This is a genomic window from Phenylobacterium kunshanense, assembly GCF_003254525.1.
Classification (GTDB): Bacteria; Pseudomonadota; Alphaproteobacteria; order Caulobacterales; family Caulobacteraceae; genus Phenylobacterium; species Phenylobacterium kunshanense.
Genome location: NZ_QFYS01000001.1, coordinates 74753 through 87951 on the forward strand (window position 1 = coordinate 74753; position 13199 = coordinate 87951).

The following is a 13199-nucleotide window of genomic DNA, read 5'->3' on the forward strand; positions in this document are numbered from 1 at the left end:
CGGGCTGTTCAGCAGAGTACGGAGTCACCTCCCCAAAATGAAAAACGCTCTCATCGCCGCGGCCTCGCTGGCCGCGATCGCCACCGTCGTCCCCGCCGCCGCCATGGCCCAGGATACGGCCCCGACCAACACGGGCGCCTATGTGAACCTGCACGCCGGCGCCGTGGACGCCGACAATATCGACCCGAAGGTCATCGGCGGCCGCCTCGGCTACCGCTTCAACGACTGGATCGGCGTCGAGGGCGAACTGGCCACGGGCCTCAAGAGCGACAAGGACACGGTCGCGGGCGTCGACGTCTCTTACAAGCTGAAGCACTCGGCGGACGCCTACCTCGTGGGCTTCGCCCCGATCGCGCCGAACACCGACCTGATCGCCCGCATCGGCTACGGCACGTCGAAGATCCGCGCCAAGGCGGCCGGCGTTTCGGCGTCCGATTCCGAAGAATCGTTCAACTTCGGCGTGGGCGCCCAGCACCACTTCGACGGCATGAACGGCGTGCGCGTCGACTACACCCGCAAGGAGTTCGGTAACGGCGCGCCGGACGCCAACGTCTGGACCGTGGGCTATTCCCGCCGCTTCTAAGGGGCTGACGTCCTAAGGGACTTCGATCGCCAGATGGAGAGGCCGCCGTTGTCGCAACGGCGGCCTTTTCCTTGACCCGGTATCTGGCGCGGACCACGCTGAAAGAAAACGCGGCGGGAGAAGCGTCATGGGCGACGAGGCCCTCATCCAGTTCGCCCTGTCGGCGGCGGCCGTGGCGGCGCTCATCGCGCTGGCGGCCTGGGCGAAAATCGCGCGGCCGGTCGGCCCACTGGACGACGCGCGGGCGCGCGCCCTGCTGGCCGAGGAGTTTCCGGGGCGGTCGGTGGATGCGGTGTGGATCGCCTCCGACGGTGCGGGCGCCCTGGCCCGCTCTGGCGGCATGGCGCTCGTCATCTGCCGGTTCGGCGACGGTTTCGTGGCGCGCCAGATCCCCTGGGCGCAGGCCGTTTCCTCCAGCTTCCGGGACGGCCGCCTGTCCGTGGACCTCGCCGACATCGCCGCCCCGCGCGCGACCCTCTCGCTGCCGTCCTGGCCGCCCAAGAACCTGGCCGCCTGATGAAGCTGGATCCCGTTACGCTCGCGACGCCGCTGTTCATCATCACGATCATCCTGGAGATCGTGGCCGCGCGGCTCGGCAAGGCCCGGGCGAACTACGAACCCCGCGACACCGCCGTGTCGCTGGTCATGGGGCTGGGCTCCACCATGTCGGGCGTGTTCACGGCCGGCGTCGTCGCGGCGTCCACCGTCTGGGTCTACCAGCACCGGCTGTTCGACATTCCCATGACCGCCGTATGGGCCTGGGCGGCGATCTTCGTGCTGGAGGATCTCGTCTACTACTGGTTCCACCGGATCAGCCATGAGCGGCGGTTCTGGTGGGCGGCGCACGTGAACCACCATACGAGCCAGCACTACAACCTCTCCACGGCCCTGCGGCAGACATGGACCGGCGGCATCGCCGGCACCTGGTCTCTGTGGCTGGCTCTGGCCTTTCTCGGCTTTCCGCCGGCGATGATCGCGACGCAGAAGGGGATCAGCCTCGTCTATCAGTACTGGATTCATACCGAGGTGATCGGGCGGATGCCGCGCTGGTTCGAGGCGGTGTTCAACACGCCCTCGCATCACCGGGTGCACCATGCGCGGAACGCCGTGTACCTGGATCGCAACTACGCCGGCATCCTGATCGTGTGGGACAAGCTGTTCGGCACCTTCCAGCCCGAGCTGGACGACGTCCCGTGCAAGTATGGCGTGGTGAAGAACCTCGGCACCTTCAACATCCTGCGCGTGGCCTTCCACGAGTGGATCGCCATGGGCGCGGACGTGCTGAAGCATCCCCGACATGCGCTGGGGTACGTCTTCGGTCCTCCCGGCTGGAGCCATGATGGCAGCCGGGAGACCAGCGCCACGCTGAAGGCGCGCGCGAACGTTTCGGCGGGCGTCGGCGCAAACGCACTGGATGCGGGCGCAGGCGGGCAGGGGGCGGAAGCCCTTTCCTGAGGCGGGTTCAGTCCCTTAGGAGGGGCAGGGCCAGGCCACCCACCGGCCGGGCGCCGAGGACCTCGCGCCGGAAGCGGAACAGTTCGGCCGGGCGGCCGCCGGTGTCGGCGTCGAGGCGGCCCAGGCCTTCGACCAGGTCGGTGCGTTCGAGGCCCCGGCGGAAATTCTGCTTGTGCAGGGGCACGCCGGCGATCGCCTCGACGGTCCGCTGCAGGGCGGAGAGGGTGAAGGCGTCGGGCATCAGTTCGAACACGACCGGCCGGTACTTCAGCTTGCCACGCAGCCGGCCGAGGGCGGTGGCCAGGATGCGCCGGTGGTCCGAGATCATGGGCTCGCCGAGGGCCGCGGTCAGCGCGTCGGTCCGGGTCGGCGCGGCCTCGCCGCGGTCGCGGGCCGCCTCCGGGGCCAGGCCGGCCTCGTAGAGCAACTCGTACCGCTCCAGTACCCGTTCCTCGTTCCAGGGCGCGCCGTCGAGGGCGAACAGGTAGCGTACGCGCGCCAGCCGTTGCGGGTCGTTGCCGGCCCAGGCGCGGAGGGCCGACTCGACCGCGTCGAAGGCCGGGGGGCGGCCGGCGCGCCAGTCCTCCCAGGGGAATATCCGCGACCAGGGCCGCCACTCGCTGCCGGCGAAGTGGGTGTCGACCGCGGCCGGGGCCAGGGCGAGGTAGCCGACCGAGATGACCCGCGCGGCGCCGTCGCCGCCGCCAAGGTCGGCGAGCGGGGCGTCGCGGCCCTTGTCGCCGAAGGTGTAGAGCTGTTCCACGTAGCCGAGGTCGAAGCGCGTCTGCTCGGTCACGAAGGCGCGAAGGGCGAGTTCGAACGTGCGGTGGCCGTCGGGGTCGAAGGGGCCGAACGGCAGTCCAGCCAGGTCGCCGGCGGTTCCCTTGTGGCGCACGATCAGCGCCACGGCCTCGCCGTCCTTGATGGCGACCACCACCGCCGAAAGGCCGATGACGACGGACAGGCTCATTCGGTGTCGAACGCCTGCGCGTGAGGCGTGTAGCCGGCGGCCTCGGACAGCACCTCGAAGCGGCGCAGGTAGTGGGCCTGGGCCTCGGTCGGCGCCTGGGGCTCGATCTTCAGCGCATATCCGGCGGGTGGCGCGCCGAAGAAGTCGAGGGACTCAGCCTGGGTGAAGCCCGCGAGCTGGGTCGCCTCGAAGAAGGCGCAGGCGCGGTCGGCCTGTTTGATCAGCTTCTTGATGTCGGCGGGGGTCTTGGCCGGCAGGCCGAAGCGGACGTGGATGGCCGTCTCCAGCCGCTCCTCGAACAGCTTGTAGTCCATGCCCAGCGCCGCCTTGAACGGACTGATCATGTCGCCGATCACGAATTCCGAGGCGTCGTGCAGCAGGGCGGCCAGGCGCCAGCGCGGCTCCAGGTCGGGCCGGATGTGGGCGGCGATCTCTTCGACCACCACCGAGTGCTGGGCGACCGAGAAGGCGTGCTCGCCGATAGTCTGGCCGTTCCAGCGTGCGACGCGGGCCAGGCCGTGGGCGATGTCCTCGATCTCGATGTCCATGGGCGAGGGGTCGAGAAGGTCGAGACGTCGCCCCGACAGCATGCGCTGCCAGGCCCTCGGTTCCGCCTTCGTGCGACGCAGCCCTTTCCTCACGGACGCATTCCTTTCACAGTCGAGGTGGAGACCTGACCCAGGAGGTGACAAAGATCAATCCGGGGCAGGGGCCGCTGGTTCACTATCGGGCGACATGAGGATGAACGGATGAGCTGGGCGCGGATCATGGCGCCGCTTTCGGGCGGGCAGGGCGACGCGGCGGCGGTGACCGCAGCGGCGATGATCGCCGAGCCGTTCGGCGCGGAGCTGGCGTGCGTCTACACGCCTGCCGACGTGGCCGACGTCATGCCGTGGATGGGCGAGGGTTTCCTGGGCGGGGTGCAGACCACGGCGCTGGAGTCGCTTAAGGAGGCGACAGCCGCGGGCGAGGCCAATGCGCGTAAGGCGGCCGCCGGCTCCGGCTACGCCAAGACCCAGTTCGTCGCGCTGCAGACGCCCGTCTGGGCCGGACTGTCGGCCGAGAGCCGACTTTCGGACGTGGTGGTGTTCACCAACGATCCGGCGCGCGGCCGCGGACCGCTGGCCGAGGCGTTTCAGCAGATGGTGGCCGACGAGCAGCGGCCGGTTCTGGTCGCACGCGAAGGCCTGAAAGTCGGCGGCGTGGCGGTGGTGGCCTGGGATGGCGGCAAGGAGGCCTCGCGCGCGGCGCGACTGGCGACGCCGCTGCTGGAGAAAGCCTCGCGCGTGGTGATCGTCGCGGCGCCCAAGGCCAGTTCCCGCACCTTCGACCCCGCGCGCCTGCAGAGCTATTACGCCGCCCGCGGCGTGAAGGCGGAGGTGCAGCTCCTGTCGGATGGTGGCGACGCCGCTCCGGCGATCCTGCACGCGACGGCGGCCGCAGGGGCCGATATCCTGGTGGCCGGGGCCTTCGGGCATCCGCGCTTGCAGGAGTTCATTTTCGGGGGCACCACCCGGACCCTCTTGAACTCGGACAGCCCGTCCCTGTTTCTTTCGCACTGATTCCAAGTTTTCTGATCTGCCAGGAGGTACCCCATGGCTCTGTCGCGCATCGTGATGCGGCTCGCCCGTAACCCCGGAACTGAGTTCGCCGGCGGCGACGACCATCGCGGCTATACGCTGACGGCGCCGCTGACTGCCGACGGGCATCTGGACGAGGCCGCGTACGCAAAGGCCAAGGACGCCTGCACCGTGCGCCGGTTCGCTCCCGACGAGGACGCCGTCGATGGCCGCCTGGCGCGCAAGGGCCAGCGCTGGTTCTTCGACTATGACCAGGGCGATTCGGCCGACGACGAGCCGGTCTTCCGGCTGGGCGACCACATCTTCGCCGTGGGCGAGTATGTGACCATCACGGACGAGGATGGCCGGCCGCTGACCTACAAGGTGGTCGAGGTGCAGAAGGCGGGGTGATCAGACCCCGCCGTTCTTCCGGACCAGCTTCTTGACGTCGGGATAGATGTCGTCGCCGTCGGGGCCTTCCGTCTTGGATCGCACCGTGGCGACGGTGATCGGGCCCCGCTTCGGGCCACCGGCCTCGTAGCCCACGAAACGGTAGCCGCTGGGAAGGTCCTCGCCGGCATAGATGAACAGGGCGCGGAAGCCGCGCTTCTTGCGGCGGAGCGGTTCGCCGCGCATCCGGACGTCGCGGCGCATGTGGACCTTGGCGCTGTCGCCGGCCGCGTCGATCGACAGGGGACCGATCTTCACCTTGGCGGAGTCGTCGGCGTCGTTGGCGACGATGTGCACGCCGGGGAGTTCGACCCGCGTGGTCCCGCCATCGTCGGTCGTGACGGCCAGTCCGTTGGAGTCGGCTTTGATGCTGACCTCGGCGCCTGCGCCGCGGGCGTCCTGCATCGCCTGCCGGGTCGCCTGCTCGGCTGCGCGGACCGACGCGGCGGCGGCGTCCTTCACCGGAGTCTCGGCCTTCGCCTGCGCCTCTGCGCCTATCGCGGCAGCGGGGGATTCCGCAGGAGCGGCCAGCAGGGCTTTCTCGATGGACGCCAGGGTCGCATCGACATCGCCCTTCACCGGAATGAGCTGCAGCGTGACCTCGGCGCCTGCGCTGTTGGTGTAGGTGCAGGTCTTGCCGTCGGCGGCGGCCGAGGTCCGGGTCAGGTCGCCCTGGGTCGCCGGGCACTCCAGCGCGGCGCGCGCGGCCGGGACCTGCGGACCGCATGCGGCGGCGGCGAGGGCCAGGGTCGAGGCGGCGATCAGCGAGTGAGACTTCATGAAAAAGGGCTCCGTCCAGGTCCTGAGAACCTGAGCGGAGCCCCTTCGAAAGGCGAGTGAATTCGCCGTAACCGCGGAGCCGTTACTGGCCCGGGCGGGCAGCCCCCTCTCGGCGGGCGAGGAACGCCAGGCGTTCGAACAGGTGCACATCCTGCTCGTTCTTGAGCAGGGCGCCGTGCAGCGGCGGGATCAGCTTGGTGGGGTCCTTCTCGGCGAGCGCGTCGCCGTCGATGTCTTCCACCATCAACAGTTTCAGCCAGTCCAGCAGCTCGGACGTGGAGGGCTTCTTCTTCAGACCCGGGACCTTGCGCATGTCGTAGAAGATGCGCAGCGCCTCCGCGACCAGCTTCTGCTTGATGCCCGGATAGTGCACGTCGACGATCGACTGCATCGTCTCGGAGTCCGGGAACCGGATGTAGTGGAAGAAGCAGCGGCGCAGGAAGGCGTCGGGCAGCTCCTTCTCGTTGTTGGAAGTGATGATGACGATCGGGCGGATCTTGGCCTTGATCGTCTCATTGGTCTCGTAGACGTAGAACTCCATCCGATCGAGCTCTTGCAGGAGGTCGTTCGGGAACTCGATGTCGGCCTTGTCGATCTCGTCGATCAGCAGGACCGGGCGCTTGGGGGCGTCGAAGGCCTCCCAGAGCTTGCCCTTCTTGATGTAGTTCTTCACGTCCTTGACCCGCTCGTCGCCGAGCTGGCTGTCGCGCAGGCGGGTGACCGCGTCGTACTCGTAGAGGCCCTGGTGGGCCTTGGTGGTCGACTTGATGTGCCAGGTGATCAGCTCGGCATCGAGGGCCTTGGCGATCTCGTAGGCCAGCACCGTCTTGCCGGTGCCAGGCTCTCCCTTGATCAGGAGCGGACGCTCCAGGGCCATGGCGGCGTTCACCGCCACCTTGAGGTCTTCGGTGGCGACGTAGTTGTCGGTCCCTTCGAAACGCTGGCTCATCTAGGCTCCCCACGCGGCCCGAAGGACCGCATTCGAACGTTTGTTTGTCTCGCCGCAGCCTATAGGCCGGAGCGTCGAGATCAAGCGGGTTCCATCGAGGCGCGGTGTGACGTCCGGTCACCGGTCGCGGGGCGTATGCTTAAAGCGCCCTTAATCCCCACATGCGGTGATGGGGTGAGACGCGCGATCCGGGATCGCGCGACAAGAGTTCGGAGCCGCGCCATGAGCCAGCGCCACGTCGTCATCAACGGCCGCCGCATCGGCCCCGAAGAGCCGCCCTACATCGTGGCCGAGCTGTCGGGGAATCATAACGGCGACATCGGCCGCGCCTTCGCCCTGATCGACGCCGCAAAGGCCGCGGGGGCCGATGCGGTCAAGCTGCAGACCTATACGGCCGACACCATCACCATCGACCACGACGGTCCGGAGTTTCAGCTCCAGGGCGGGCTGTGGCACGGCCGCCGGCTCTACGAGCTGTACGAGGAGGCGCACACGCCCTGGGACTGGCATCCGCGCCTGTTCGAGCATGCGCGGTCCATGGGCATCGACATCTTCTCCTCGCCGTTCGACCCGACGGCGGTGGAGTTCCTGCAGGAACTGGACGCCCCCGCATTCAAGATCGCCTCGTTCGAGCTGGTGGACATCCCGCTGATCGACCAGTGCGCACGCACCGGCAAACCGATCATCATGTCGACGGGCCTGGCCTCGCCCACGGAAATCACCGAGGCGGTCAGCGCGGCCAAGGCCGCGGGCGACGGCGGGGTTATCCTGCTCCACTGTACGAGCGGCTACCCGACCCCGCCCGAGGAGATGAACCTGCGGACCCTGCCGCACCTGGCGCAGGCGCATGACGTCGTGCCGGGCCTTTCGGATCACACTCTCGGGGTCACGGTGTCGATCGCCGCGGTGGCCCTGGGCGCCTGCTTCATCGAGAAGCACTTCACGCTGTCTCGCGCCGACGGGGGCGTCGATTCCGACTTCTCCCTTGAGCCGCATGAACTGGAGCGGCTGGTGAAGGAGAGCCGGGAGGCGTGGCTGGCGATGGGGAGCGTGCGCTATGAGGACGTGCCGTCGGAGGCGGCGAGCCGTGACTGCCGCCGTTCGTTGTACGTCGTGGCCGATGTGGCGGCCGGCGAGGCTTTCACCCCCGCGAACGTGCGCTCCATCCGGCCGGGACATGGCCTTCCGCCCAAGCACCTGCCTGAGATCTTGACGAAGACGGCGAGCCGGAAGCTGTCGCGGGGCCAGGCCCTGGACTGGTCGATGGTGGGCTGAGAGGTCCCTATTCGGCCCCGTAGTGGGCGAAGGGGAGGGCGCGGATGTCGTCGGAGGTGAAGTCCGGCTTCGTCGGATAGAGCGCCTCGTAGACCTTCTCCACGAACGCGAAGTCCTCTGGGGTGTCCACCGTCCACCGCAGGCGGCTGAGGTCGGGCTCCTGGACCAGGTGGCCGACCGTGAACTTGTCCGGGTTCCTGTAGAGGTAGGGCGTCACATGCTCGCGGTCGTAGGGGTCCGTGGCGTCATGCCAGGCGGTCTCGAGGGCCGACAGCGTGAAGGCCTCGACGTCCAGCCCGTGGGGATAGGTCCGCTGGCCGCTGTTCGCACAGTAGTCGACGCCGAGACGCTCGTGCAGCCTCACGCAATCGTCGATGACGACCGGGTCGGCGAGGGGGCAGTCGGCCGTGAGCCTGACGATGCGGCCCGTGACGCCGAATGCGCGGGCGCATCCGACATAGCGATCCAGCACGTCGGTCAGGGAGCCGCGGAACACCTCCACGCCGATCGATCGGAGGTGGTCGGCCAACACATCGTCGGATGGATCATCGCTCGTCGCCACGATGATGCGGTCGAGGGTGTCGCAGCGCCGCAGTCGCTCAAGCTGCCGCTCGATCATCGGGCGACCCAACAGCGGCTTCATCACCTTGCCTGGAAGGCGGGTGGAACTCATCCGCGCCTGCAGGATCGCGACCGTCATGGCGGACATCCTCCGCCCGACCGATGCGCCGAGTCGCGGTCGCGCGTCGACGCCGTCGGCTGATCAGGGCTCCTCGGCGCCCAGCCCGTCGAGATCGTCCTCGCGTTCGGCGGTCACGGCCCGGTAGTCGAGTTCATGATCGTCCTCGAGATCGGCGTCTCCGACCGACTCGGCGTCGAATTCGGCAGCGTCGAGGGCAAGGGCTTCGTCGTCGTCGCGGTCGCCCACGGCACGGGTAAGATCCTCGACGTCGGGCAGATCCTCGAAGCTGCGTGTTTCGATGGTTGTGGGCGGACGATCAGCGCCGACCGTCATCTCTTCGTCGAAAGCCTCGGACTGGTCCTGGTCGTCGAACGTGTTGCCGGGTTCGAAGGGTTCGCCAGACATCGGGGCCTCCTGACTGCGGCGGCCGGAATGGTCGCGGCTGCGTTAGGAAAACCCGCTGACGGGATCAACGTTCCGGACTGTCCACCCAGGCGGCGAGCTGTTGTGCGACCTCGCCCATCACCGGCTCCCATTCGTCGAGACTCGGCGACGAGAAGACCCGTGCCCGAGGGTACCACGGGTAGTTTTCCCGCTGCCCCAGCCGGGTCCATGACCCCGGGTTCGAAATCAGCCAGGACTTGGCGCCCGTGGCCGCTCCAAGGTTGAATGTCGCATTGGAGAAGCCGATCACGAGGTCGGTCGCGCAGCAGAGCGCGGCGACGTCGTCGAGATCCTGCCGAAGGTCGATCTCAGGCGGTTGCCAGATCTTCACGCCCAGTTCCCGCTCGGCGAGTTCGATCTCCGCCGAGCAGTCCCCGTATTGCAGGTTCACGAAGGAGACCCCCGGCGTCTGCAGGATCGGGGCCCAGAGCTCGAAGGGCGAGAAGTAGCGGTGACGGGCGTCCTTGCTGATCAGGCTCTTCCATAGGAGGCCGACCTTGGGGCCCGGCCCGGCCTGCTCGAGGGTCGCTTTCCAGTGGGCGACTCGCTCGGGGTCGGCCGTGAGGAACTGCGGTCGTGCCGGGAACGCCTCCACCGAGGGGCGGAACTCCCGCAGCAGGCTGCCGATCGGCGTCCATAGGTCGACATTCGACAGGTCGGCCTCGGGCAGGCTCCGCAAGGGACGGGTCGCATAGGCGATGGTCCGGTGATGCGTGACGTCGGCGTCCGGATAGGTGCGCTGGAATAGCGGGATCAGGCGCTTCTCCACGCCCAGCCGCAGCTTTCCGTTCGGTCCAAGCTTTTCCAGAAGATCGGGCAAGACGTTGGCGAACAGGACTTCGTCGCCCAGGCCCTGCTCGCCCACCACCAGGAAGGTCTTGCCCGCGACGTCCATGCCGGGCTTCCACCGCGGCCGGTCGATCGCGAAGTGAGTGACATCGGCGAACTGCGAGGACAGGCGGGCCTCGTATTCGTCCCACCCCTCCTTGAGACGGCCCAGGGCGACCAGGTAGTTGCTCCGGGCGAGCCGCATCATCTCCCGGTCGTCGGCGGTCGAGCCACGCAGCTTCAGAGCCGTGTCGCAGTCCTCCAGCGCGCCGGTCGGATCACCGAGCGCGATCTTGACCTGACTGAGATTGTACCGCGCCTTCGCGAACTTCGGATCCAGCCTGCAGGCTTCGCCGAAGAAGAGGGCGGCGTTCTTCAACTCAGCCTGCTCGTTCATGATCGTGCCGAGCGTGTTCCAGAGCAGGGCCGACTCGGGGTGTTGGGCGAGCGCCTCCTTGAGGATCTCGATGGATTCCTCGTGCCGCCCTTGCTCGCGAATGGCGCTGGCGAGGTTGTTGATGCCGTCGACCTTCTCGGGCGACTGGGCCATGAAGTGGCGAAACAGCTTCTCCGCCTGGACCGGCATCCCCATCCGGAAGGCGAGTCGCCCCAGGTCGTTGGCCACATCGGCGTGGTTGGGGAGAAGTTGCAGCGCGGCCTCGTAGGCCTTGATCGAGCTCTCGAAATCGCCGGCCCGTTCGCGGGCGATGGCCAGAAGATACCAGCCGACCCCGTTGCGCTCGTCCTTCTCCAGGGCCTTGAGCGCCCACTTGCCTCCATTGACGAAGTCTTCTCGGTTGAGAGCGTCGATCGCCCTCTTGAGAAGCGGCGCGGCGGCGACGGCCTTCAGTTCCTTGAGCGCTTCATTGAGACGGGCGAGGGCGTCTTTCCCGCCCGCTTCGCCCATTTCACCCATCGAGCCCTTCGGAGGGGTGGCGACCGCCTCCTGCAGGGCCAGGGGGGAGGAGGCGCTATTGAAGGCGTTCGCCGCCATGCTGAGGCTCCTGAAGACTGGAGACATCTACCTCCCGTGTTATGCTTAATGCGCTCTTAAGCTGCGCTATTCGGCCGCAGCCGTGCTCAGGGCATGTTCGACAAGGGGCCGTTAACCGCCGCCCATTAAGCCTCTTGATGCGGTCGTTCGCGACCGGCGCGAATATGTCGATATCGAATCGCGCCATGCGGGCGTCGACGCAACGAGGGGACGGGACTTGCCGCTCAAACTGTCTCTGAAGCCGGGCGAGAAATTCGTCCTCAACGGCGCGGTTGTGCAGAACGGAGACCGCCGTGCGGTGCTGGTTCTGCAGAACAAGGCGTCGGTCCTGCGGGAAAAGGACATCATGCAGGAAACGGAGGTCCAGACGCCGGCGCGTCGGATCTATTTCCCTGTGATGATGATGTACCTCGATGGCGGTAACGCCGAGCGGTACTATTCGGAATTCGTTCGTCGGCTCACCGAGTTCATGGGGGTCATTGCGAACCCCTCGGTGCTGGCCGACTGCGTGGATATCTCCAAGCATTGCATGGAGCGCGAGTACTACAAGGCGCTGATGCTGTGCCGGAAGCTCATCGAATACGAAGACGAAAGGCTGGGGAATGTCCCTTCAGGCGTACCAGCAGGCGGCGACGCGGGCTGAGAGCCCGCGCGACCTCGAATACCGCCTGTTCGCGCAGGTGACCCGGGCGCTCATGGAGGCGCAGAAGCTCGACGCCAACGACATCGGTGGCCGGGCCGACGCGCTCGACTGGAACCGGCGCGTCTGGTCGACGCTGGCTTCGGAATGCGGCAAGCCGGAGAACGGGCTGCCCCCGCCGCTTCGCGCCTCGATCATCTCGCTGAGTATCTGGGTGGGCAAGCACACCAGCCTGGTGATCCGTAAGCAGGAAGAGATCGAGCCGCTGATCGAGATCAATCGTATGATCATGCAGGGCTTGTCGGGAGGCGCTCAGGCCGCCGCCTGACCATCTGCCGACGACGTGTTGCGAGGGGCCGCGGGAGACCGCGGCCCCTTTTGTTTGCGCGCGAGGCGGCAGTTGCAGGGCATTGCCGGGGCCGTCGCGGCAGGTTCTGCCGGGCGGCAGGAAATGGCTAACGTCGATGATCGGCGTTCTTCATAATATTAAGCAAAAACAATGTGCTTGACGCCCAGATCGTGGTTACCGCGCTGGCCCGCGTCTTGCGTGGCGTTCCTCGGCGAAGAACCGCCGCCTGGCAAAAGCCGGGATGCTTATTCCAGAATGGAAGGAACTACCCATGCCGATGAACTCGGTTAACACCAACGTGGGCGCGATGGTCGCCCTGCAGAACCTCAACGCCACCAACACGGAGCTGGCCACCACCCAGAGCAGGATTAACACCGGTAAGCGGGTCGCCTCGGCCAAGGACAACGGCGCCGTCTGGGCCATCGCCCAGAACCAGCGCGCGACGTCCAACGCCCTGAACTCCGTCAAGGAATCGCTGCAGCGCGGTCAATCGACCGTGGAAGTGGCGATCTCGGCGGGCGAGAGCATCTCCGATCTGCTGCTGCAGATGAAGGAGAAGGCCCTCGCGGCGGCTGACGCGGGTCTGGATTCGACGAGCCGTACGGCTCTGGACGATGAGTTCAAGTCGCTGAAGGCCCAGATCTCCAAGGCTGTGAACAATGCCGAGTTCAACGGCTCCAACCTGATCAAGGCTGGGGGCGTGGACGTGAAGTCGCTGGCGAACGCCGACGCCTCGTCGGTGATCACCGTGTCGGCTCAGGACTTGACCATCACTGCCCTGGCGATCGTCAGCAACTCGCTGACCACCAAGACCAACGCCAGCACGGCGATCGGTGCGCTCAACGCGGCGATCACCGATGTGTCGAGCAAGCTGTCGAAGCTGGGCACCGGCGCCAAGGCGCTCGGCTCGCACCTGAACTTCATCAGCAAGCTTCAGGACACGGTCGACGCTGGTATCGGCAACTTGGTCGACGCCGACCTGGCGAAGGAAAGTGCGAAACTCCAGGCGCTGCAGACGAAGCAGCAGCTCGGGGTCCAGGCGCTTTCGATCGCCAACCAGTCGTCCGGCATCCTGCTGGGTCTGTTCCGATAGGTCGCGCTACCGCTGGGCGGGCTTCGGCCCGCCCAGCGGCACCTTTTTGACCCGCCGGGACGATATTGCCGCCCGGACCGGGCAATTTTTGCCGACCAGGCCGCCCACTGGGCAGAAAATGCCGATTGACGGCAACCCTAACAGCTCT

General features: G+C 67.1%; 16 protein-coding genes. 9 read left to right on the forward strand and 7 right to left on the reverse strand.

Annotated elements, in window-relative coordinates:
- Positions 1 to 37 precede the first annotated feature (37 nt).
- The 3 genes from DJ019_RS00345 to DJ019_RS00355 all read left to right on the forward strand — a co-directional run bounded on the left by DJ019_RS00345 (position 38) and on the right by DJ019_RS00355 (position 2038).
- Positions 38 to 583: a porin family protein gene (locus tag DJ019_RS00345; protein ID WP_111274006.1), complete on the forward strand. Its 546-nt coding sequence runs from the start codon at positions 38 to 40 to the stop codon at positions 581 to 583.
- A 127-nt stretch (positions 584 to 710) separates the two neighbouring features.
- Positions 711 to 1100, forward strand: a complete 390-nt coding sequence (locus DJ019_RS00350; protein ID WP_111274007.1) for a hypothetical protein — start codon at positions 711 to 713, stop codon at positions 1098 to 1100.
- Positions 1100 to 2038: a sterol desaturase family protein gene (locus DJ019_RS00355; RefSeq protein ID WP_420849820.1), complete on the forward strand. Its 939-nt coding sequence runs from the start codon at positions 1100 to 1102 to the stop codon at positions 2036 to 2038. Before DJ019_RS00350 ends, DJ019_RS00355 begins: the two co-directional genes overlap by 1 nt.
- Positions 2039 to 2045: 7 nt before the next feature.
- On the opposite strand, the gene DJ019_RS00360 is transcribed toward DJ019_RS00355, so the two are convergent.
- Together DJ019_RS00360 and DJ019_RS00365 are read right to left on the reverse strand one after the other, a co-directional pair.
- Positions 2046 to 3008 (reverse strand): NUDIX hydrolase, encoded by a 963-nt coding sequence (locus DJ019_RS00360; protein ID WP_111274008.1) that lies wholly within the window; start codon positions 3006 to 3008, stop codon positions 2046 to 2048.
- Positions 3005 to 3649: a YfbR-like 5'-deoxynucleotidase gene (locus DJ019_RS00365; protein ID WP_420849821.1), complete on the reverse strand. Its 645-nt coding sequence runs from the start codon at positions 3647 to 3649 to the stop codon at positions 3005 to 3007. Before DJ019_RS00365 ends, DJ019_RS00360 begins: the two co-directional genes overlap by 4 nt.
- A gap of 108 nt (positions 3650 to 3757) precedes the next feature.
- Between DJ019_RS00365 and DJ019_RS00370 the strand changes: the two genes are divergently transcribed.
- Both DJ019_RS00370 and DJ019_RS00375 read left to right on the forward strand, forming a co-directional pair.
- Entirely contained in the window at positions 3758 to 4570 is an 813-nt protein-coding gene (locus DJ019_RS00370; protein WP_111274010.1) for a universal stress protein, read from the forward strand.
- Positions 4571 to 4603: 33 nt separating this feature from the next.
- Positions 4604 to 4978 carry a hypothetical protein gene (locus DJ019_RS00375; RefSeq protein WP_111274011.1) on the forward strand — a complete coding sequence of 125 codons (375 nt, stop codon included), beginning with the start codon at positions 4604 to 4606 and terminating at the stop codon, positions 4976 to 4978.
- Here the strand turns inward: DJ019_RS00375 and DJ019_RS00380 are convergent, their stop codons facing one another.
- Positions 4979 to 5797, reverse strand: coding sequence for a hypothetical protein (locus DJ019_RS00380; RefSeq protein WP_111274012.1), 819 nt, complete (start codon positions 5795 to 5797; stop codon positions 4979 to 4981). It abuts the gene before it with no gap.
- Positions 5798 to 5879: 82 nt separating this feature from the next.
- Positions 5880 to 6746 (reverse strand): AAA family ATPase, encoded by an 867-nt coding sequence (locus DJ019_RS00385; RefSeq protein ID WP_111274013.1) that lies wholly within the window; start codon positions 6744 to 6746, stop codon positions 5880 to 5882.
- Between the two features lie 222 nt (positions 6747 to 6968).
- Here DJ019_RS00385 and pseI point away from each other — a divergent pair, with 222 nt between their 5' ends.
- On the forward strand, positions 6969 to 8021 hold the full coding sequence (gene pseI, locus DJ019_RS00390) for a pseudaminic acid synthase (RefSeq protein WP_111274014.1): 1053 nt from the start codon (positions 6969 to 6971) through the stop codon (positions 8019 to 8021).
- Positions 8022 to 8028: 7 nt separating this feature from the next.
- Here pseI and DJ019_RS00395 read toward each other — a convergent pair whose 3' ends face one another.
- The 3 genes from DJ019_RS00395 to DJ019_RS00405 form a co-directional block, all read right to left on the reverse strand.
- Entirely contained in the window at positions 8029 to 8721 is a 693-nt protein-coding gene (locus tag DJ019_RS00395) for a cytidylyltransferase domain-containing protein (protein ID WP_111274015.1), read from the reverse strand.
- A 63-nt stretch (positions 8722 to 8784) separates the two neighbouring features.
- A complete protein-coding gene (locus DJ019_RS00400) occupies positions 8785 to 9108 on the reverse strand; it encodes a hypothetical protein (RefSeq protein WP_111274016.1) in 324 nt (107 codons plus the stop codon).
- Positions 9109 to 9172: 64 nt separating this feature from the next.
- Complete coding sequence (locus DJ019_RS00405; protein WP_111274017.1) at positions 9173 to 10969, reverse strand: tetratricopeptide repeat protein; 1797 nt, start codon at positions 10967 to 10969, stop codon at positions 9173 to 9175.
- Positions 10970 to 11186: 217 nt separating this feature from the next.
- On the opposite strand from DJ019_RS00405, the gene flbT reads away from it, so the two are divergent.
- From flbT to DJ019_RS00420, 3 genes are all read left to right on the forward strand, one after another.
- Positions 11187 to 11612, forward strand: a complete 426-nt coding sequence (flbT, locus tag DJ019_RS00410) for a flagellar biosynthesis repressor FlbT (protein WP_111274018.1) — start codon at positions 11187 to 11189, stop codon at positions 11610 to 11612.
- The gene (flaF, locus tag DJ019_RS00415) at positions 11572 to 11937 is read left to right on the forward strand and encodes a flagellar biosynthesis regulator FlaF (RefSeq protein ID WP_111274019.1); all 366 of its coding nucleotides are present in this window, start codon (positions 11572 to 11574) and stop codon (positions 11935 to 11937) included. Before flbT ends, flaF begins: the two co-directional genes overlap by 41 nt.
- Positions 11938 to 12229: 292 nt before the next feature.
- Positions 12230 to 13051 carry a flagellin gene (locus DJ019_RS00420; RefSeq protein ID WP_111274020.1) on the forward strand — a complete coding sequence of 274 codons (822 nt, stop codon included), beginning with the start codon at positions 12230 to 12232 and terminating at the stop codon, positions 13049 to 13051.
- Positions 13052 to 13199: the final 148 nt, after the last annotated feature.